This is a genomic window from Paenibacillus massiliensis subsp. panacisoli DSM 21345 (assembly GCF_000426545.1).
In the GTDB taxonomy this organism is placed as follows: Bacteria; Bacillota; Bacilli; order Paenibacillales; family Paenibacillaceae; genus Paenibacillus; species Paenibacillus panacisoli.
In genome coordinates this window covers 1-22,562 of the sequence record NZ_AUFO01000016.1, presented here as the reverse complement: position 1 = coordinate 22,562, position 22,562 = coordinate 1, and the positions used below count along the sequence as shown (strand labels likewise).

Genomic DNA, 22,562 nt, shown 5'->3' with positions numbered 1-22,562 from the left:
GACGTTCCTCACTTCCAAAAGTTGCGAAACATTTCTTTTTTCCCGGCAAAATATTATGCTTTAGCCCGAAAATTTGTCGAAATGCAGGATTGCGCACGGCGAAATAGGACTATAGATTCACGCCCAAAGTGTGATCCTTATGTCAATGAATACAAAAGAAGCCACACTACAAGAGACGAATTCTTGTCGCATGACTCAATGATTCGTACATATTTGGGCTCAGTATGTAGGGAAATAATGTCGCGGGAGAAGCTACGGGCTCGAAAGTTTCTTCCAGTCGCTGTTAAAGCCGGATTTCTGATTAACTAGGATGGGACCGTGGAAGTAATCCGGCTTTAAAGGCGAACACTTCGTTCCTCCAGAAATCTTTCGCCCCTCCGCTACATAACGTCTATCATAGTTTTTTTCATTGAGTAAAATCTCTGCATTTTATGACTTTGGATCCTCATTCACTTGAATTTCTTTGTGGACAGCGGCTTCTTCAGTTGTCTTGCCTAACTCAAGTCGAATCTCTAGCTCAGACATAAGTTCATTTAATTGAGTCGTACCTTCTGACCCATTATTCTGACTAACGAGCTTTTTGTAGAAGTCCACCGTTTCTGTCACATGGTTTATGTCACTATCTAATAAATCATTCAAAGTTTTAATATAATTATCATTATGCTTAATGTATTCTGCTTGAATCAAGTCTTTGATACATTTCGAAATTTGGTTTAGCCCTTTATAAGCCTTATGTCTAAACCAGTAATAGGTGTCGTCTTTATCATTTAAATCAATAGCTTCTTCGTAATCTTCCGTAGCTTTTATCAATAGAGCAGTCTTTTCACTTTGATCTGCTTCTAAATTTGCCAATTCTAAATAGCTTCTGCCTCTATGACTGAAATAAATTTGTTTTCGGGGGTCCTCTGAATTATTTCCTAATTCAATACTTTTAGTAAGGTACTCAATTGCTTTTATGAATTCCTGTTTACTATCTTCCAACTTAAAACCATGGAAAACAAAATTAATTCCTATATTCCCTGTATATACAATTTTTTTCATAAGATCACTTTCGCTTTTAATAGCCAATTCAAACGAATTTTTTGCATCAGTATATTTTTCAATACAAGCGTAGCATATTCCTAACAAGTTCAAATAAAACGAATTTATATAGCTTCCCTCTGCCTGTGTTTTTCCGCGTTCAAAAAAGTCTACAGCCCTATCCCAACTTTTATTTGTATAGAGTGCTTCTCCTATTCTAAACAACCAGTCACTATCCACGATTGGTGAGTTCAGAAGTATCTCTTCCTTCTCGCGAAGTCTCTCTTTTTTATTTTGATCAGAAGATTTCTCATTAATCAAGTCAACAATTTCTTCTGACAATCCTAATAACATCTCCTCATTCTCTAATTCTGGAATCAAATCCACTGAACCATCCTCCGAGATGATAACAATCACACATTTTCTTTCAGGCTCATCTTCATGCCTATCCGCATTATAGTCTTTTAGTTTATGCAAATAACGATGTGCAGAATTAAATCGTGCACCACGGCTGGCATTCCCGATATCCTGCTTTGCTTTACCATCTAAAATAACACCAATAGCATGACAATTTCCTTCCGTGTCGAAATAAATCGCACCATCAATTGAGGTTAGAAATTTGATGTAGTCTTTATTGATCCCCTTTGGCTCAATCAGTGTAGATTGCTTTCTAAGTTCATCCAGCTCCTGCTTGGCTGTCCAATGGTCAGTTATAACTACCATTGTGCCATGCTTTTGTTCCCGCGCTTGGCGAACAATTTGTTCCAGTCTGTCTACTTTAAATTTAACTTGTTCAATGTCAGCAACCTGTCCCCAAAACACATTTTTCAAAAGACTTGTAAACTTCTCAGAACTGTACCCTTCCTCTCCAAGTCTAGGATTTTTGAATGAGACGGACAATAGCTCTGTTTCTATTAATTTTAGATCTGAACGATAGATTTTTTTCCCATTCTCAATTAGTAACTCCCCGTTGCTTGCAGGATCAACACTTGATTGTACTAATACAAGACTGTACTTAGACAATCCGGTTAGGTCGAGTCTAAGTGCAAAAGCCCCCTTTTGATTAAAGACTTCTACTTCTCTCTGTAGATTCCATTTAACTACCCCTAGTCCATATATCTCATTCTCATCAGCAATTAGGCATAAGTCTTTGTCTATGTTGGTAAGCTCCAGCAACTTACGTATGCGTTTGGCATCATCCAAGTGAATCCGATCTTCCTCAGTAAATGTAACTGCAAAGCTAATCAGAGGTGTTTTTAGAATGACTTCTTTATTCATGAACAGAATTGAGCCAAACGGACTACTACTTTCATAAGTTAGAGTAGAAACATCTTCAATCTTCTCTAATAAACTGTTAACGTAATATTGATTATTTAGTTTGTTTTCAAATTCTTCTTTAAACTCATTATCACTGAAGTTATCCTGAATATAAGTTTGGAGTTTCCCGAGGAACAAACGTGCTAACCTTCTATTAAACTGGGCACCGTCTTCATTATATTTTCTATTGATTGTATTTTTTTGTGTAATCTCATCTTTGCTTATTTTAATGTCATCCAAAAAAGAAATAATCCAAAACCATTCTTAAGAAAGAGACCTCCGGCATTTCGTAGAAAGTCCGTTTAGTCTCATTATCAGCATTCCTTATTTCTAATATGTATGTAACTAAACATGAAGACTTCCCGTCTTTAAGAGAAATTTGGCCTGCATATAATATACGCGTGTCATTAATGTTGCTTGCGCTGTTTTTACCCCCATCATCATCTTGAATTGAAGAACTATCCGCAACAACTATATTACCTTGATTTGCTTGATTGAATTCGTTGTACCACTTCTGGTCCATATAAGATTTGATTTGAGCAAAAGAACTACCAACGATCTCAGAATCAATTTTTATTTCGGAGTATACATTGGTTAGTGTCTGCAATGTATCTTGAGAAACCAAGGTTGAATCTTTATTTATGGACACAGTTTTCTTAATACGAATTATTTTAACAGGAGTTGATACCTCCTCTGTTTCATAAACAAGAGCATACAACTTAATGTAAATGCGTTTATTCAATTTTTTTATAATCCCTGTTAAATCGTTATAAACAGTCTCATTTAATAAACTTATCTTATCCCTATCGATTTTCACAATACCCCACCATTCCCAATATTATCAAATAGATTCTTAAATACTATCACAGAGGCACCAATAATTCTGCTTCATTTCCAATAGAAAACAATAAAGAACAAATTTTTTTGTGCGAAATCTAGTTTCTCTAGTACAGCCAGCTTTAAATAATAAAATCAGCCGTGCATCGTACTAGCGGAGGGTCGGAGGATTTCTGGAGCAACGGAGTGGTCGCCTTTAAAGCCCGATTTCCACCGCTATATTTATGATCCAATCAGGAATCGGGCTTTAACAGCGAGTGGAAGGAACCTCCGAGCCAGTAGCGGCCACAACGAAAAACATCTCGTAAACAACTAAACACTCGGCTATTAGCTATGTGAACAGGCAAAAAAGAGACGCTCATAGGCAACCATGCAGGCCCCATGAACGTCTCATATTCTTTACAGTCTGTCGCTGTCAGTCAGCCACTACTGCAACCCCAAGTACTCTTTAATACCAGCTACAATTCCGTCTGCTATCCTCTGCTGAGTGTCAGGAGTGAATAATACAGCCTCATCATTAACATTACTCAAATATCCGGCCTCCAGCAGCACTGCAGGCATCTTTGTCTCCCGAGTAACATGTAGGTTTTTCACCCGTACACCGTTATCCTTAAGTCCTGTTGCTGCTATGAGGTGTTTATGCAACACATCGGCAAAAGCTTTGCTATCCGCTTTGGTATAATAAGTCTCCGTTCCATTGATCAGCGCATTCTTGGCAGACTTTTCGAGGTCCATACTATTTCCATGAATGGATACGAAGAGATTCGCATTAACCTGGTTCGCCAACGTTGAACGGTCCTTCAGCGCCGGATAGGTATCACCATTACGAGTAAGCACCAATTCAATATCAGGGTCATTCTGCAATTGCTGCTGCACCAGCAGAGCAACAGCCAGATTGAATTCCTTCTCCTTGCGTCCGGTCACACTCGACGCTCCAGGGTCTGAACCACCATGTCCTGCATCCAGCACGACAACATGTCGACCACTCTCTCCACTCGGTGTTATAATCGGACCTTGCTTGTCCTGCAAGGAAATGACAATGCTGTCGTCACCTTCGTTCGACAGGATGTATTCCTTCGCTGTGTTCAACTGCAGTACAATGCGTGCGGATGATGTCCTTCCTTCATTAAACATGGCAAAGCGAATCTGCTTCACGGCAGGATTATCATAGATTTCCAGCTCTCTGGAGCCGCTGCTTCCGAGCGGGAATGCGTCCTTCAGCTCGCCTGCAAAACCTGCTCCCGCAAAGTCTATCACAATACGATCAGGTCCTGTCATCGTGAAGACACTCGGCTTCAGTCCGGAATCTGTTCTTACCGTGAGGCGGTTGTCACTGAAGAGGATATCCCTAATCAATTGTTGCTCATTCGTTTCAGAAGTATCCGATGTGTCATTATCCTCGGTCGCATCACTGGTATCCGATGTGCCTTCATTGCCAGGCGTAACTGCTGGTTCAGAGTCAGTCGGAGTCATAGGAACTGGCTTCTCTGTCCCCTCATTACCTGAGCTCACGGTGCCCTTCCCACCTGCTCCTGAGCCTGCGTTGCTCTCCAGATATACCGTCTTCGTAGCATTATTCCAGTCTACCTTAAGACCCATCTGCTCACCCACGAAGCGCAATGGCACCATTGTGGAGTTACCCCGCAGTAGAGGCGGTGTATCGAGGGATACTTCTTCTGATCCGACATAGGCCATCGTGCGTCCTACGTACATAGCCATTTCTGACTGATCCTTATGTATCGTAATTTTGAACTGCTCCGGCTCCCAATTGAATTGGTAGCCCAATTGCTCACCGACCACTCTTAGTGGAACCATTACTTTCCCGTTCACCATCTCAGGACCCGCATTGGCTCCCGTGTCAAGTCGTTCTCCGTTCATGAATAATGACGTACCTGCCGCCGCAGCCTGATTGTATACGGGTAGTAACCATACAAAAAAGGCCAGGATTATCATCCATCCGTATTTTTTCATTTCCATATCTCCTTCAATCTGTAGTTCGTCTCGACAGGACTCCAAAATATGGATTACACCTATTACATAATTAGACGCCGTTCGCCTTGTAAATGTTTCGGTACATTTCGAGAAATTCCGCATTTTTTGTAATAGCAAAAACTCCCCCGTTCTATCTTGCGAACGAAGGAGTTCATCTACCCAGAGAGCTACTATACTTGACGGCCTAATTTAATGAGAACAAGCATAGCAAACATATGGCTGCTCTCCAGGCAGTTCACCCTATTCTCCAAATGAATGACAGCTTAATTATACAAAAGCACGAGCTTCACGGTCACGCTCATAGGAGGAAATCTTGTCTTCATGCTGAAGCGTCAGCCCGATGTCATCCAGCCCTTGCAGCAAAAATTGTCTGCGGTGCTCATCCAGATCAAAGTTGATTTCCAGACCATACTCGTCCGTAATCTTCTTTTGCTCCAAATCAACATTCAGGCGATACCCATCATGCGCAGCTGTACGCTGGAACAGATCCTCGACCTGCTCCTCCGAGAGCTTGATTGGCAGAATGGAATTCTTGAAGCAGTTATTATAGAAAATATCCGCAAAGGACGGAGCAATTACGCAGCGAAAGCCATAATCCAGAATCGCCCAAGGCGCGTGCTCACGAGAGGAGCCACAACCAAAGTTCGCACGTGAGATCAGCACGGAGGCTCCCTCATAGCGGGACTTGTTCGGTTCAAAATTCGGATTCACATTGCCTTCCTCGTCAAAGCGCCACTCATAGAACAAAAATTGTCCGAACCCCGTGCGCTCGATTCGTTTCAAAAATTGCTTGGGAATAATTGCGTCTGTATCTACATTGACCCGGTCTACCGGAGCCACAATTCCGTTTAATGTCTTGAATGCTTCCATTGTACGTCTCCTCCCGTCAACTAGCTGACTACTTCCTGCTTGAATTTCCAGTCACGAACATCGTAGAAACGTCCATGGATTGCTGCTGCGGCTGCCATCGCCGGAGATACCAGATGCGTCCGTCCACCACGGCCCTGACGGCCCTCGAAGTTACGGTTAGAGGTAGAGGCGCAGCGTTGTCCTGGCTTCAATACATCCGGATTCATTGCGAGACACATACTGCAGCCTGCATCACGCCATTCGAAGCCTGCTTCCTTGAAAATCACATCAAGACCTTCTTGCTCTGCCTGAATCTTCACGCGTCCAGAGCCAGGAACGACGATAGCTGTTACTTGCTCCGATACCTTGTAGCCACGTGCGATCTCAGCCGCTGCACGCAGATCCTCAATCCGACCGTTCGTACAGGAACCAATAAATACATAGTCTACAGGAATTTCAGACATTGGAGTCCCTGGTGCCAGATCCATGTATTCGAGCGCCTTCTCAGCGGCTTTACGTTCATTCTCGGTTGGCAGGTCTGCCGGGTTCGGTACCGCGGAGGAAATGTCCGTACCCATGCCCGGGCTGGTTCCCCAGGTTACTTGCGGAATCAATGAATCTACATCGAACTCCAGCACGGTATCGAACTCTGCTCCTTCATCCGTTACCAGTTGACTCCATACCTCGACTGCCTTTTCGAAAGCTTCGTTCTGAGGTACATGCTGACGACCACGCAGATAGTTGAATGTCGTCTCGTCAGGAGCGATCATACCCGCTCTTGCACCGCCCTCAATGGACATGTTGCAGACGGTCATGCGCTCTTCCATGGACAGCTCGCGAATCGATTCACCTGTATATTCAATAACATAACCTGTCGCGAAATCTGTACCGTACTTGGCAATTACTCCAAGAATCATATCCTTGGCAGTTACACCCGGCTTACGCTTGCCGACAAAGCGTACTTCCATCGTCTTCGCTTTGGCCTGCTGCAAGCATTGGGTTGCAAGTACGTGCTCCACTTCACTGGTACCAATACCGAAAGCCAACGCTCCGAAAGCACCGTGTGTGGACGTATGGCTATCACCACAGACGATTGTCTTACCTGGATGCGTCAACCCAAGCTCAGGACCCATAACGTGAACAACGCCTTGGTCAATCGTATCCAGATCATAAAGTGTTACGCCAAAGTCACGACAGTTGGAAGTCAGCGTGTCGATCTGCTGCTTGGAGATCGGATCTGTAATATTGAATCTGTCCTTGGTAGGTACGTTGTGGTCCATCGTTGCAAATGTAAGGTCAGGGCGGCGTACCTTGCGACCGTTCATGCGCAGACCCTCAAAAGCCTGCGGAGAAGTCACCTCGTGCACCAAATGCAGGTCAATGTACAGGATGCTAGGCTTATTGTCTTCCGAATGAATTACATGATTGTCCCAGATCTTTTCAAACATCGTCTTTTTGCTCATTCTATTCACCCCTGTTGGATTCGAACATGTAAGAAGGCGTTAACCCTTCTCTATAGTGACACTAATATATCATCCCCATGTCCATTGTTCCAAGATATAATATCTATGAGAGCTATAGTCTTAGCCTATAAAGACAACCTAGGGGAATGTCACCAATTATTTATCTGTAACCTCTCCCTATGATAAGGTGCAACCTTCATTAAATTGTAAGTGCCCCATATATACAGCAACCCGAAGTGCTTACACACTGGCTTCTGTGGCTATATAGTCTTCGTAGCACATATGCAGCTATGATGGTCTTCGCAGCTCATATTATATATAATAGTAGTATTGGTGTGAGAAACCGCATTTTTAGAATATAAAGGCAGGTTGAACATGGAATTCAGACAGCTTCAATATACTTTACAAATTGCAGCGGAGCGGAATTTTTCAAGAGCAGCAGAGAAGCTTCATATCGCCCAGCCCTCCCTTAGTCAGCAGGTGTCCAAGCTGGAGAAGGAACTGGGTGTTGTGCTCTTCCAGCGAAGTACGAGCACCGTAGAGCTTACGCATGCAGGTGAGACCTTCGTGAGACAGGCGCAAAAGATCGTGGATGGTATGGAGCTGCTGCGGCGTGAAATGGATGACATTTCTCAGCTACGTAAGGGAAAGGTTGTCATCGGCAGTATGCCAATCACAGGCTCACACTTGCTGCCACATGTACTGCCTGCTTTCAAACAGGCATACCCGGACATTGAGATCACACTGCTGGAGGATTCATCCATGAATCTGGAAAAGAAAACAGCCAGCGGTCAGACGGATCTTAGTCTGCTCTCCCTCCCCCTGAATGAGCCCTCCCTATCCTATGTGCCCATTGGAGAAGAGCTCATTGATCTGGCAGTTCCTCCCCTGCATCCTCTCGCTGAGCGCGCTAACGGTAGAGAGCCGCTTCCGGTACGTCTGGAGGAGCTGAAGAATGAACCCTTCGTCGTGCTCAAGAAAGGACAGGGCTTCCGCAAAATTATGGTCGATCTGTGTCAGCAGGCAGGATTCGAGCCGAAGGTCGTATTTGAAAGCAACAATATTGAGACGGTTCAATCACTTGTTGCCACAGGCATGGGCATTACCCTTGTTCCAAGGTTCATTGCCAGGGCGGCCCGCAGCGAGTTCGTTCCTGTCTATCTGCAGCTCGCTGAGCCTGCACCGAGCCGAACGCTTGTCATCGCATACCGCCAGGGACGTTATTTGTCGAAGGCCGCGGAGGCATTCATTGATACCTTCAAGGACACCGTGGACCAGCTCTCCGTTGGCTTCTCGTTCCGCAGATAGGACGAATAGACGGGAAAGCTGACTAATTCGGCTCGCAGCTCTTAACACGCATGAAAGACGGTTCTGCAAGGCTGAACTCCAGCCTGCAGAACCGTCTTTTGTTTTCGCTTGGTGATGGTATTACACCATCAATATCAGATCAAGGCTCCAAGCCCCAGATCAGCGTATTGTTCAGGTACAGTGGGGTCTTCTCCCATTCAGCATAAGAAGTCTTCGTTGGATCGTAAGAGAAGTCATCGCTCTCATTGTAGTTAGACCAATCCGACTTGTTCATACGGATCTGAATATCGCCCGAATTTGCACCAGGCTCCAATGTTCCTGCTCCCGGAGCGAAGGATATCTCCAGATAATGATCGGCACCCGCTACCGCCCCTGACAGTGGCACGAAGGTTCCGCGAACATTGCCGCTACCCAGCGCCGCATAGTCACAATGGAATTCTTGGGACTGTCCGCCTTCAACGGTGTAGTAATACCGGACCTTCACGTCGCTGAGATTAACAGCCTCCGTTCCATGATTCGTCAACCGAAGATTGAAGCGAATCTGGTTGTCACTCGCATTGGTATCACTGGCTCTGTATTCGACCTTCACATCGCCCACAGCCGGTTCAGGTGCAGCTGTAGGGACAGCGCGAACCTCGGCCGAATCAGGACTTGTGCCGATGGCATTTACAGCATTCACTACATAGAAGTATGGAGTGTCATTTACCAGTTGAACATCTGTGTACGTGCTGTTGGTTACTGTTGTCACAGTCGTATAAGGTCCTCCAGCTGTTGTGGAGCGTTTGACAGTATAGCTATCAGCTCCAGTAGACTTGCTCCAGCTCAACGTCACCTCTTGATCTCCAGCTGTTGCTTTGAGATTCGTTGGTGCTTTTGGAGCAGCTGGTTCTGGCTCGCCAATTCCGCCATTAATCAGACGATCATACTCAGCGTAAGCGGTAGCAATGTCTACTTGTGACCAGAAGCGGTGGTAAGTGAATTCTGGCTCACCGTTCTCCCAAGTTTTTGTCACTGGGTTCCACGAGCTGTTGTACAGGTTCTCCAGGTAAGACCATTTTGGATCTTCCTTCAGCTTCGGACGGATATCGACAAAGCTTGCATAGACACCATTTCCTCCTCTGGCAGGGTCAGAAGGAATCGTGTTGTTGCCTGGCAGAATGTTGCCTTGGCCACCTTTTCCAGTCCAGCCAGCCGGGAAGAATACTTCTTTCTCGAAGTAACGGGAGTAAGAACCGTTTTTCTCCTTCGTTACGATCCCGATTCCATCATTGTAATCCCAAGCTACGTCCAGCAGCTCCTTGGACAATTGAGCAGCCTCGTTACCCAGTGCTGTATATTCGCCGTTTTCCAGCTTTGTGGCAGCAGCGAAGAATGTGAGCGCTTTAACATAGCTTCCCAGTACACCAACATCTTGACCAGGAGCCTTGGTAACTACGCGAAGATTCGTGTTAGGCGCATGACCTGCAAAGCCATTCCAAGTCGCAGGCTGACCTGACCACTCCAGATTGCTTGGCAGCCAGAATTCACCTGGAGCCGACGTTGTAGCTACTTGTGCATTTTTACCACCCAGAATGCGTGTACCGGCTGCATTCAGATAGTAACCGTCGTTGTCTGTAACCGGGCGCTCGTTGGCAAATACATAGTCCATTGACCAATCAACCCAGTTCTGAACAACCTGTTTTGCCATTTGGAAATTCTCGCCGGACGTTTCGCCATTTTTCGCCATGATGTAGTACAGCTCGGCAATACGCTCAACAGGCCAAGCCTGCATGCCGAACCAATTGTTGGACGGTGGATCTTTATAGACAGGAGCAGACACATAAGCCATATCATAGAAAGTGCTTGTGCCAGCAGGATATGCTTTGTAGTCACCACCATAGCTATTGGTGGCTCCGCCTGCAATTGCACCCTCATTGGATTGCAGCCATGTGTAAAATTCCAGTTGACGCTTCAGGGACTTCTCCCAGTCCGCTTGGGCTGTAGGCGAATTCGGTACCAGACCGCCGTTCTCGTCATCGGATAGAGCGTATGCGGCCATTACGTTTTGGTAGCCTTGGTGTACGTGGCTGGCCCCGATTCTCCAAGCCCAGTCTCCACCTTGACCAAGACCTCCACCCCAGGCTGTGTACCAGGACATCAGGTAGTGACTTGCATCCTTCCCGTTGCCTGCCTGCGGTGTGCCATCAGCAGCACTGCCAATGACCTGGAAGTATTTATCGTACATGTTGTAGCGAAGGAAATCGCCCATTTTCTTGGCTTTTTCCAGATAAACTTCATTATCGTATCCCAGTTCCTTCGCCCAGAACATCGCCTGCACAGCACGGGCTTCCGCATCGGAAGCATTCGTGTAGCGCCATTGAGCTGCAGGAGCTTGATTTTCCTTCGTGAACAGGGACATGAAGCCTTCCCCAGTCTTGCCGAAGGTTTTGTTATCCTGTGAAGGGTGTGGTATAGCCTCGAATACAGATTCCTGCTCACCACGCTGGAATGTATTCACATACGTTGCTGTATGGCTTGGATTCAGCAGATTGCCGAAGCCATACCAGTTGTCCACATCCAGCAGCCAGTGCATGAGATAGCTTTGGTTGCTACCATAAGTAGCCTTCAGCTCAGCATCAAGCGGGTCTTTTCCTGCTGGGTGCTTGCCAGACAGTTGGCTAGGGTATTGATCTGGGAACGGATATTCCGCAGCATAGGTAGCCGGGCTATTCGGATTGTATTTATTTTGGCTCGGCTGTTCTTCCTTGCCATCCCCCTCATTGATCGGAATAATATATTTCTCCATATTATCCCATGCATCTTCCAGGTGGCTCCAATCTTCCGTATAGTATCCGTACAGCACTTCCAGCCACATCCAGTAGCTGTAAGCTTCCGAGGTTGTCATGTGCCCGTAGTCCGGCGCCTCACTAATCAGAGTCTCAATAGAGTGATAGGGAATGCCTTCAGCGGAGAAGTAACCGCTCGATGGCGATTTAATTTGGTCATACAGTTGGAGGAATCTTGTTGCTTCCGATGAGGAAGCTACTGCTATTGGTGTGGAATCTTCTGCAGCCGCTGATGCGGTTGCCTGAAAGGAGCCGAACACCATAGTTAAGGACAATGTTGCTGTCATGGCGATGGAGAGAGGCTTTTTCCATGTAAATCTCCTCATACCCTAATCTTCCTTCCCATTATGAATTTTGGAATGATCAAGTGTGAAGCTTGCTTCTCTTTGGGCAAGTGATCTATCGAGGCGGAACAAGAAGTAAGGCACACAATCACCATTGCTGGCTCTGCCCATTCAACTGTTCCAGCTCTCTTATTAATCCAGCTCCGTTCCCCATGTCAACTCTTCCCCGACATAGAGTGAAATCCGATCCCAATCTCCAAAGCTGAGCATATTTCCGTTGTATGAGTAGTCATCGGACTCGTTATAATTCGTCCAGTTCGCCTTGTTGAAGCGAATCTGAATTTCGCCACTGTCTGCTCCAGGGGCAAGTACACCCGCTCCAGAGGTGAATGAGATCTCCAGATAATAATCCGCGCCGGACACTGGCTGATCCAGCTTCACGAATTCTCCCTTCACATTGGAGCTTCCCAGCGCAGCATAATCACAGTGGAATTGCTGTGGCTGATCGCCATCTACTGTGAAATAGTAGCGCAGCTTCACATCCTGAAGTGCTACAGCTTCATCGCCTGTATTGACAATTTTCAACGAGGGACGAATCTGATTGTCCGAAGCATTGCTGTCATTATTGCGATACTGTACCTTTAATGCTCCGACCTCAGGCGCAGTAACCTCCCGTGGCGCCCCTTGCACCTGAACCGAGTATACGCTCTCGCCTACACTGTTCAGGGCAGATACCACATAGTAATACAGCTGACCATTAGTCACTGCACGATCTGTATAGCTCTTGTCTTGCGTTTCGTCCAATTCGCTGTAAGGTCCCCCGTTCACTTCGGAACGATAGACTTTGTAGCTCTCGGCATTCGCAGAAGCACCCCAGGTAAGCCGGACTTCGCCATCACCGGAAGCCGCCTGAACACTACGAGGTGCTGCCGGAGCTGTTGGTGTACCCGGTTGACCGGCTCCTGGTTGATTGCCAAATACGAGCTGGCCAGCGTCGAATACCGGAATATTCATAGCCTTCACAGGCGTTGTGCCTGTTGAAGCGATGCCTTCGAAGGAGTAGTCGTTGCTGTTATTCCAGAAGCTTGTGTGCTGAGGTGCTGACAGGCGGAATTGAATTTCCTTGCGATACGCCGACTGTCCACCTGGATAGATCTTGGTTCCTGTAAAATCCACCTCCGTATAGTAGATGTGATTGTCCGGATCATGCGGCTTAAGCGGAGACACTGCACCGCCCTGATTGTAGCCAGAGGCCGTCACTGTGATGTCGTCTGGACCATAGCCAGCAGCTACGGCTTCGCTCAAATCGACATAATAACGGAAGCTCATTTGGTCACTGACTCTCGCAGGCCAGCCCGAACGATTGTTGAGCAACGCCTTAATTTCGACAAAATTATTCCCGCTGGCATTCACTGCCGCTTCAACGAACATTTCGTCGTCTCGCACCTCTGGTGTCGGGAAATTAGCCAATGGCTGCTGACCCTGTCCATGCAGAAGTGCCATCTTCGCCAGCGCCCCGGTGAAGGCTGCGTTGTAGTCTGTAGCCACCTCATTCGACACATAATCGCCGATACTGTCGGTATAGCCATCCGTCTTGTTCGGACCTCCTACTAACGCACCGTACAGCACGTGGCGGTGATCGTCAGGCACGGATTGACTATCTGCCCAGGAACCATGCGATGTCCGGTGATGCGGATGCTCTGGCGCATTGTTGCCAAAGCCGACCACATAGCTGCTATTCCGCGGATTATCGCCAAGCATATACAGAATCTGACTTTCAGCGAACTCGCGAGCGTTATCCTTCTTGCCTTCGTCCGTAACCCAATCCGAATATACGAAGGCCAGAAACGCCTGATTCGCTGCGTAACGCAGTACACCCCACTGGTCCAGATAAGCTAGTCCACCTGGCGTATAGCTGATTCTTTCCCCGGTTCCCTCCACACCGGTACTCCAATATTGGATATTCTTGTCGATCGTGTTCACGTAACGGGCATCTCCGGTAATTCGAGCGAGCAGCAAGGATGCGCCAATATGCTTGTCATCCCATGCATGAGCCCATTTGTAATCCCAGTTCCCACTCTGATCCTTGCCCCATAGATTGCTCGCAGCAACGGCCTTGTCCAGATAAATCTGTTCACCCGTCGCCATATACAGCCATACTCCACCCCAGCTCAGCTCATCTGCATAGCCGCTCCAGGAGTTGTAATACTGTTGAGCATCGGTAATGCTATCCGAGTACTTGCCGCGGTACTGATCCGCGAATTGATACAGTTCCTTGGCATGCCGAAGCAGTTCAGCAGAATAAGCAGGATCACTCTCCTTGAATATAATAGATGCGGAAGCTAGCGCCGCTGCTGTCTCGCCTGCCAGATCAGAACCTGGACGCTGAGCATCAATCTTGTATGAAGGTCTGTCCATCTGCATTACCTCTGCAGGTCCCCACCAGTTATGGTCGGCGGTCCCATTTCCTACCTGGCCATAGAGCTCATTCGGCGCAGTATGCGCTTTCATAAAATAGTCTGTCGCCCAACGAATATTGTCGAGAATCTCATCGAGCTGCCCAGTCTGCTCATAGCCGTCACGATACTCATATACAGACCATGCCAGCATGGTGGAGGAGTACGCCATCGGAAGACCGAATTTGACATGGTCACCAGCGTCGTACCACCCTCCGGTCAAATCATGACCGACATCCGATCCATCCGTCATTCCGGAATTGCCGCGCCATTCGACACGATTATTTTCCGGTAAGGCTCCCGAACGCTGAGCTTCATAAAAATAAATCGATTTCTGCAGTGCCTCAGCGTAATTGTAATCTGTAGGAGCCGCTTGAATTGCGCCAGGAAAGGAATATACTCCCGCACCAATTGTAAGCGCTAACATAAAACGAACTGCTTTCTTTCCCGAAAGCTTGCTGCGTCCTCCCATGCTGTTCTGTGCCTCCTTCTCATGATTTGGGTGAAGCTGGAGAGCCTCCTTTCAGTCATGATCAGCAACACAAAAAGCCCGTCACCTCACTTTCATCTGAAGTAAAGGACGCGCTGCAGTGAATGCCCTGTCTTACTCTGGCCCTGCATTCAATATAGCACAATAAGTAAAAAATATCCATTCTTTTACTATGATTTCCTTTTTTTATTTTTTCGTCTAGGCCGTTTACTTTCAAAAGCCTGGTACAGACTGCAAAAGGACTGATCGTCTCCGCTTTTCCAGCCTGTACTCTTAATTGCATACATTCAGAGGAGCGAGACCCTCGAATGGTTACTTCTTCTTCTCCACGAGCCTGAGCACGTTGGAGAATTTCATCTGCAGCAATATCTCGGTGACGATCACTTCATGCATCATATTCAATACCGATTGATTAATCTTGAACAAATCCTGATTCGTTATCTTCTCAGGCGATCTTGTCGTCGAATTCAGCGTACCCAGGACGAACTGGATCTTCTCGGCCTCGGCATTCATGATATGTGCAAGTGACATCTCCTCTAGAGCGATTGAGGCCAGCAGCAAATTTACTGCTTCCTTCTCAGTTACCGTTATATTGGGGGTGATATTTGGTATTGTAGGCTGAGACAAGCTACTCCCCTCCTTTACTTTGATCTTTCCCAAGTCTGGCATCACTGAACGATTTGATCTGATACTAGCCTCTTCGTCCAATTTTGACCATAGGATGAAGCCAGGGAGGAACGTCCATAATCAGCGAACGAACAACCGTTGTGGGAGGCCTCGCAATATGCGTCGCCTTATATACTGCCGTTCCCCCCGTTGCAATACGCCGTTTCTGTGAGCCTTGATTGCCTTGCAGTGTGCGTATTCTGGTGCCAAGCTTGCGGGAAAGTACATACCACTTTTGTGTCTCACCGTTAAGCAGCACCGAGAAGCGCGGCATAATCGTATCCGTGAAAAATTGCAGAGGCATCAGCAAACGCTTCATGGACGCTTCCGAATCTACAGGAATTCCGTTTTGCTCGATCGCCTGTGATAGTCTAGACACTGCATCCACATAGTGATCCAACGATTGAGCAACTTCCTTCAGCTCCTGATGGATCATGACTATTCCTCACATTCAACTTCAATGTGGCAGGCAGTCGTCTCCAATTCCATCGCATTTTCCATTTTTCTCAGCAGTAGCCATTCCTTCATGACTACTACATCAATTACTTTGAACACCTGCGCATTGAAACGGATAATCTCCTTTGTCGTCGGACAGCCTGGGAAATCCAGATTCTTGCCCACAAAGGCTTGAATTTTCTCGGCCTCAGCATTCAATATATGAGAAATGGCCGTTTCTTCCATCGCAATGGACTTCAGGAGATCAATGACAACCTCTTCTTTGGTGGGCCTGAACCGCTCTTCTGGAATTTGCGGCATGCTCATGATAATCCCTCCTTGACTATACCAGTAGTTATGCAACCTACGTGATACAGTATGCAGGAGAAAAGAATGTGTTCCTGCCTAACCTGACGGGTCAGCCAAGGGACCCGCAGTGTCTACACCATAGATCCTAGTAGATCGTAATCTGCACTGTAAAAAATCCTGCCACTGAATACAATGTATCCAGCAACAGGACTTTTCTCACCATTAAAATGATTACATTTACATATAAAAATGTTACATATACTAATTAGTATGTTTTATTCTAATAAGTAATTTAATCCAAAGAATACAGTGTTGGACGCCGATCCTCAAATACTGGAATGCGACCTCGCACCTCCGTGACGAGTCCTGGTACAATGCTTCCCCGCACGATTCCTTCGGCTTCGCCACCCTCTGCGACAATCTCTCCCCAAGGGTCAATGATCGTCGAATGCCCGAAAAATTCCGTCTCTCCCCCGCGCCCCACGCGATTGCAGGCCAGCACGTACATCTGATTCTCGATCGCCCTTGCAGTGAGCAGTGTACGCCAATGATGAAGTCTGGGGTGCGGCCACTCCGCCGGAACAATCAGCATATTCGCACCTGACAAGGCAAGTGAACGAGCCAGCTCAGGAAAGCGGATGTCGTAGCAGATCGAAGCACCTGCCCGGATGTGCCCATCCAACTCAAACTGTACCTGCTCTGTACCAGCCTGTAGATACTTCTCCTCATCCATAAGACGGAACAGATGAATCTTCGAATAAGAGGATACCGTGTTGCCCTCGCGATCGAATACATACATCGTATTGTAAATCTGTCCGTCCGCGCGCTTCTCCGCAATGGACCCTGCGACCACATTCACAGCATGTGTACGTGCAAATTCGCTGACCCATGCCCGTGTCTCCTGACCCTCTGGATCAGCCAGCTCATGAATGCGATCTAGGGCGTAGCCAGTATTCCACATCTCAGGCAGCACGATCAGATCTGTAGGGCCGGTCTGCACGGCCTCCTGCATAAGCTTCTCGATATGACTCCGATTGTGTTCAGGATTACCAAGCGCAATATCCGCCTGAATAAGTGCAATATGGACCTGTGAATCTCCCTGTTGTGACATCATACGCCTCCTTTGTCTATAATACTCCCGATATCGGTTCTCGTGTAACGTAGTGACCTTATCATAGCCGCTTCATCCAGCTCTGTGCAACCGTGATTTCATGCAGATAGCAGGTTAATCCCCCCTATACAACCCGGGAATATCATGATAGATTAAGCTTTAACGAAATTCAGACCCTACAATAAAGGTAGTGTGAAACCGATGAACCCAAACTCAGTCCAGCATAAGATATCCGCATTTCCAATCCCAACTGCTACAGTCATGAACGAATTGCCAACACAATTCTTCGCCACCTTGGTTCAGCAAGTCAACCGTGAAATTGCAGCAGGGCATGATGTCATCAATCTGGGACAGGGAAATCCCGATACGCCTACGCCGCAGCATATTGTCGAGGAGCTTCAGACAGCTGCAACAGAGCCGCAATTTCACAAATATTCTCCATTCACCGGGCATGCTTTCCTGAAGGAAGCCATCGCACGTCGGTACTTGGAGGATTATGGCGTAGTGCTTGACCCCGAGACCGAGGTCGCCATTCTCTTCGGCGGCAAGACGGGACTTGTACAGCTACCGCAAATCTTGCTGAATCCCGGAGATGTATGTCTCGTGCCTGATCCCGGCTACCCGGATTATTGGTCAGGTGTAGCACTTGCTCGTGCGAAAATGTCGTTCATGCCGTTGCTGGAGAGCAACAGCTTCTTGCCTGACTATCAGGCTATTTCGGAGCAGGAGCGTGAGCTGGCCAAGCTGATGTTCCTCAACTATCCGAACAACCCGACGTCTGCTACAGCTCCGCTGTCCTTTTACGAGGACACAGTTGCTTTTGCGCGGAAGCATCAGATCGTGATTGCTAGTGATTTTGCCTATGGTGCCATCGGCTTTGATGGCAATCGACCAGTAAGCTTCCTGCAAGCTCCCGGTGCCAAGGAGGTCGGGATCGAATTCTATACATTATCCAAGACCTACAATATGGCAGGCTGGCGGGTCGGCTTCGCGCTCGGAAATGCGGAGATTATCTCCAAAATCAATCTGCTGCAAGATCATATCTACGTCAGCCTGTTCGGAGGGATTCAGGCGGCGGCAGCCAAGGCGCTTACAGCCCCACAGGATTGTGTCGCTGAGCTGGTCGGACGGTATGAATCACGGCGTGACGCCTTCTTTGGTGCATTGGAGCAGATCGGCTGGAAGGCAGACCGTCCCCAAGGCTCATTCTTCAGCTGGCTGCCTGTTCCTGAGAAGTACAGCTCATCCGAATTCGCAGAGCTGCTCCTCAAAGAAGCCAAGGTGGCCGTTGCTCCAGGCGTTGGCTTCGGTGCGCATGGAGAGGGCTATGTTCGAATTGGGCTGCTGAGCTCGGAAGAACGACTCATTGAGGCCGCTCAGCGTATCGGAAGGCTGGGATTGTTCGGCTAAGGTTTTTCTGGCGCGGGTATGGGTGTGCTGCGGGCGCGGTATGATGCATGGCGTGGCTACGGGCTCGGGAATTGTGCATGGAGTCGCTAACGGGCTCGGTATTCGAGCATGGTGAACTGCGTGCATGTTATTCGGGCAGAGGCTTCGACTCGTAATTCGTGCATGATGAAGCTGCCGGCATGGTTTTGCGCGTCGTGACGCTACGGGCTCGGAGGTTTCCTTCGATCGCTGTTAAAACCTGATTTATTCATTAGATAAAAGAGTTAGCGGTGTAAATAAGGTTTTAAAGGCGAACACTTCGTTTCTCCAGAATTCCTCCGACCCTCCGCTACTGCCCTTGCTGATGCTGTAAAATGCAATAGCTATACTGCATAATTGCCAGCTAACCTTTGGTGCGAATGCCAAGCTCACATGATTTCCCCGGGGGATTAGCACCTCAGATTTTGTCGAATCCATGTCGAATGTGAATGAAATGTGAACACACATCTGAGAAAGCAGCACTTATCCTTTATATTTTCACGCTTAAACGTTAGAATTAGGAGTACTAACAACTTGGTTAAGTTGTTTTTCGCTGTCGCACTCTACTTGAGTGCGTGGATTGAAATAGGCATCCAATATCCTGTTTGTCCTGCCTCAGCTAGTCGCACTCTACTTGAGTGCGTGGGTTGAAACAAATCTCATCATACACCTTTATAGTTGTTTTTCGCTGTCGCACTCTACTTGAGTGCGTGGATTGAAATAGGCATCCAATATCCTGTTTGTCCTGCCCACGCAAGTCGCACTCTACTTGAGTGCGTGGATTGAAATACATTCCCGATAACTGTGTAATGCACAAGCACAGCGGTCGCACTCTACTTGAGTGCGTGGATTGAAATAAATTCAGCGGAACAAAAATTGTCACTCCGCAGAAAGTCGCACTCTACTTGAGTGCGTGGGTTGAAACAAATCTCACCGAACTTAGTACGCGTGTCGAAGTCGCACTCTACACGGATGCATGGATATTTTTCTACTGAATAATAGGACATCCTTCAATCAACTACCGAATCATGTTGAAACCACGCTAAGACAAGGGCTTGTAATTGCCCCTTGGCGTGGTTTCACTCATTATAATAATTAAGTTTGATATATTCGGCTTATTGATAAATTCGAGGCTTTGTTTGTTCTTCAATTAATTTTTGGATACAGATAGCTAGATCAAAAACAAACTATGCAACAGTGATTCATTTTTGAAACAATCCATAGATCATCAACGCAATTATGAGAATATAAAGAATCCATAGCATGATCGGAGCCTTTGAAACCAAACTTCTCAAGGCTATAATTAAGAATTCACTGAGCTTAACACAAGATAAAAAGATAATGAAGATTGTGAATTGAGAAAAAAATGAACGGCCTCCATATAAGTTCTCAACTAGAAACGTTAGCTGATTAGGTGTAAAAATCAAAAAGTATGATGCTATACACAACACGAAAAAAAAGTGATATCTATCACGAACTATTTTCCTAAAAAAATTGCCAAACATTGATATTTCTCCTTTATGTATATGCCTTCATAGACTCTTTGGGCTTTCTTTTAAGACTATGAAGGCAGTATTTAGTTCATGTCCTAAAAATTCTCGATTGGCCTGACAGACCTGTGTATCTCTCGGTACTGAACATCAATCGGGGTTACAAAAGAATTGTTAGTGTAATAGACAAGGTTAAGGTAATAATGATACATTCCTGTGTGATTATTATAAGATCTGGTAGTCCACATCCCTGTATACTTAGGGCCAATAGCAAAGTCTAAGCCCCAGCCTTGAGCGATGCCGTAAACCCATACCAGTATTTTGCTCTGATCCAGAGCTTTCCCTAGTGGAGTTTTTGTAATTAGCCATGATACCATTCCATCTGCAATTATCCGAGCCGATTTATTAGTGTGAGTTTGATACAAAGGGCCTGCCACAACCATTCCTGATTCACCGATAATTTCAGAAGAAGGTGTGATAATATCAAAGGATTCATTACCACTTTTTACAGCAGGATTATTCATTGAAATCGTATAGACACTTTCTAGTTGTTCTTTGGTAAGGCTCTTGGAGTCACTAATTATGTATGAATCACTGGATGTAAGATCAGAGTTACTATTAATACTGGTTGACTCAGTGGCCCCTACAATACCAACACTTCCAAATAACAAGGTAAAGGCCAAACAACTAACAACAATCCTTTTTAAATTCTTACTCATTTCCTTGTTACTCCTCCCTAAAGTAGTGATAATCACACTTATATTGTAATTAAAAGCGTTTAATTGGTAAATAATGCAATATTCATATTTATTCAATTTATTGGGTCATTTGATCTAATAAAAATGACATATAAAATTAGCGCGTATACATATTTTATATGGCTTAGATTGTCAACCGTAAATCAGGAGAATTTTTCAAAGACTTCCTCTGTGTACTAATAACATTTTTGAGCGTAAGAAAAATTTCATCATCTTTCCATCTTCATTTGAATAGAAGGTTCAACATTATAAAGTGTTATAAGGCCTACATGTAGTACAACTAATACTGTCATCACAACTCCAATTACAATTAATATTTTTTTAATGCTAAACGCTCCTTCAGTTTATAGATTTGCGGCTCCTCCGTAATATTGCTCGCTTTATTAATCTGGACCCGCACCGTTAGAATTAGGGGCTAGGTTTGTTACTACCACTTCTGTACTACCACTGCTGCACTAACTGAAGAGTTCTCTGCTGAGGCTACAGCGCCCATAGAAAGTACAAGGGATGTTGTCATTAGTACTATGGCAATTTTCTCTTTCATAAATTAGAACACCTCTTCATTTTTATTTAATATATGCTTTGATTCTGAAGACAGGGACATCACACTACATAAACTCGTAATCTCTTCTGTAGCTTCCAATCACGTAATTTTAGCTTTAGACCGATCAACTCCTTGACTAACTAAGATATACACGAGCTAGAAAATTACTCACCACTCTACTGGAATAACTTTCTATGTAATATATTAGTTGGACATGTCATTTTATTGAATAAAACACTAGAGACAACCCTATGATTTTTTAAATGGTTGGATCGAACGAAAATCATAACCCCTTCTCATGCATTGTAAATAAGGACCTTTCATATCTGAGAGGTCCTCTTCTAAATAATATTATACAATCAATATATTAACTAATAATTTTATATGCTTCTTTTTTTTAATTGTTCATACATAGTTATCGCCTCTGGATTGGAATGGTCCCTATATCGCTCAAGTAAATTCATACAACTAACCATGTAACGTATGCTGCGTATGTTAATGGCTAAACGTAAACCTTCGAGTATGAAGTATAACCCGACTTCGAGGTTTTTTTTGAGTTTATATTCACCAAGATCACTATATAATTGAACCTGTCTTTCCGCCATTACTTTACTTTTATAATGACGGTTTGTAATATGAAGTGCGACACCTACTGGAAATAAATAAAAAGGGCCCATGGCCGGATTCGTGTAGAATGAAGGTTCCTACACCACGCATTCACACAAGGAGAATCCACCATGAGCTACACACATCTTAGCATAATCGAGCGCAGCAAGCTAGAAATCCTCCACCAGCAGGGGAAAAGTGCCAGAGCCATTGCCAGTGAATTAGGCAGGCATCATGCCACCATTTGCCGAGAACTCCGTCGAAACCTGGCGCAGGAGTCATATCGTGCTGAGCGATCTCAGGAGAGCTATGTCCAAAGGCGCAAGTCCTCCATCCCTGTGGGGAAATGGACATTGCAGCAGTCGACCCTTATT

General features: G+C 45.9%; 15 protein-coding genes. 3 read left to right on the top strand and 12 right to left on the bottom strand.

The window, feature by feature from the left end; genetic code table 11:
- Positions 1–429: 429 nt before the first annotated feature.
- From K331_RS0113510 to leuC, 5 genes are all read right to left on the bottom strand, one after another.
- The gene (locus K331_RS0113510; RefSeq protein WP_028590721.1) at positions 430–2,577 is read right to left on the bottom strand and encodes a tetratricopeptide repeat protein; all 2,148 of its coding nucleotides are present in this window, start codon (positions 2,575–2,577) and stop codon (positions 430–432) included.
- The gene (locus K331_RS0113505; protein ID WP_028590720.1) at positions 2,570–3,154 is read right to left on the bottom strand and encodes a hypothetical protein; all 585 of its coding nucleotides are present in this window, start codon (positions 3,152–3,154) and stop codon (positions 2,570–2,572) included. The genes K331_RS0113510 and K331_RS0113505 overlap by 8 nt, the downstream gene beginning before the upstream one ends.
- Before the next feature lie 446 nt (positions 3,155–3,600).
- Complete coding sequence (locus K331_RS0113500) at positions 3,601–5,145, bottom strand: N-acetylmuramoyl-L-alanine amidase family protein (RefSeq protein ID WP_028590719.1); 1,545 nt, start codon at positions 5,143–5,145, stop codon at positions 3,601–3,603.
- A 288-nt stretch (positions 5,146–5,433) separates the two neighbouring features.
- Positions 5,434–6,036 (bottom strand): 3-isopropylmalate dehydratase small subunit, encoded by a 603-nt coding sequence (gene leuD / locus K331_RS0113495; RefSeq protein WP_018886151.1) that lies wholly within the window; start codon positions 6,034–6,036, stop codon positions 5,434–5,436.
- 20 nt (positions 6,037–6,056) lie between these two features.
- Positions 6,057–7,478 (bottom strand): 3-isopropylmalate dehydratase large subunit, encoded by a 1,422-nt coding sequence (leuC, locus tag K331_RS0113490; RefSeq protein WP_028590718.1) that lies wholly within the window; start codon positions 7,476–7,478, stop codon positions 6,057–6,059.
- A 375-nt stretch (positions 7,479–7,853) separates the two neighbouring features.
- Between leuC and K331_RS0113485 the strand changes: the two genes are divergently transcribed.
- Positions 7,854–8,786 (top strand): LysR family transcriptional regulator, encoded by a 933-nt coding sequence (locus K331_RS0113485; RefSeq protein ID WP_018886153.1) that lies wholly within the window; start codon positions 7,854–7,856, stop codon positions 8,784–8,786.
- A 139-nt stretch (positions 8,787–8,925) separates the two neighbouring features.
- On the opposite strand, the gene K331_RS0113480 is transcribed toward K331_RS0113485, so the two are convergent.
- The 6 genes from K331_RS0113480 to K331_RS0113455 form a co-directional block, all read right to left on the bottom strand.
- Positions 8,926–11,937 (bottom strand): glycoside hydrolase family 48 protein, encoded by a 3,012-nt coding sequence (locus K331_RS0113480; RefSeq protein ID WP_028590717.1) that lies wholly within the window; start codon positions 11,935–11,937, stop codon positions 8,926–8,928.
- Between the two features lie 150 nt (positions 11,938–12,087).
- Complete coding sequence (locus K331_RS0113475; RefSeq protein ID WP_028590716.1) at positions 12,088–14,823, bottom strand: glycoside hydrolase family 9 protein; 2,736 nt, start codon at positions 14,821–14,823, stop codon at positions 12,088–12,090.
- Positions 14,824–15,153: 330 nt separating this feature from the next.
- Positions 15,154–15,468, bottom strand: coding sequence for a hypothetical protein (locus K331_RS0113470; RefSeq protein ID WP_028590715.1), 315 nt, complete (start codon positions 15,466–15,468; stop codon positions 15,154–15,156).
- 64 nt (positions 15,469–15,532) lie between these two features.
- Positions 15,533–15,943 carry a hypothetical protein gene (locus tag K331_RS0113465; RefSeq protein WP_028590714.1) on the bottom strand — a complete coding sequence of 137 codons (411 nt, stop codon included), beginning with the start codon at positions 15,941–15,943 and terminating at the stop codon, positions 15,533–15,535.
- Positions 15,944–15,945: 2 nt separating this feature from the next.
- Positions 15,946–16,269 carry a hypothetical protein gene (locus K331_RS0113460; RefSeq protein WP_018886158.1) on the bottom strand — a complete coding sequence of 108 codons (324 nt, stop codon included), beginning with the start codon at positions 16,267–16,269 and terminating at the stop codon, positions 15,946–15,948.
- A 274-nt stretch (positions 16,270–16,543) separates the two neighbouring features.
- Positions 16,544–17,362, bottom strand: a complete 819-nt coding sequence (locus K331_RS0113455) for a carbon-nitrogen family hydrolase (protein ID WP_028590713.1) — start codon at positions 17,360–17,362, stop codon at positions 16,544–16,546.
- A gap of 228 nt (positions 17,363–17,590) precedes the next feature.
- Between K331_RS0113455 and K331_RS0113450 the strand changes: the two genes are divergently transcribed.
- Positions 17,591–18,772, top strand: coding sequence for a pyridoxal phosphate-dependent aminotransferase (locus K331_RS0113450; protein WP_028590712.1), 1,182 nt, complete (start codon positions 17,591–17,593; stop codon positions 18,770–18,772).
- A gap of 1,606 nt (positions 18,773–20,378) precedes the next feature.
- Here K331_RS0113450 and K331_RS0113440 read toward each other — a convergent pair.
- On the bottom strand, positions 20,379–20,999 hold the full coding sequence (locus K331_RS0113440; protein WP_028590710.1) for a hypothetical protein: 621 nt from the start codon (positions 20,997–20,999) through the stop codon (positions 20,379–20,381).
- Positions 21,000–22,319: 1,320 nt separating this feature from the next.
- Between K331_RS0113440 and K331_RS29525 the strand changes: the two genes are divergently transcribed.
- Positions 22,320–22,562 (top strand): helix-turn-helix domain-containing protein (locus tag K331_RS29525; protein WP_036634888.1); only part of this gene is annotated, 243 nt, incomplete at its 3' end.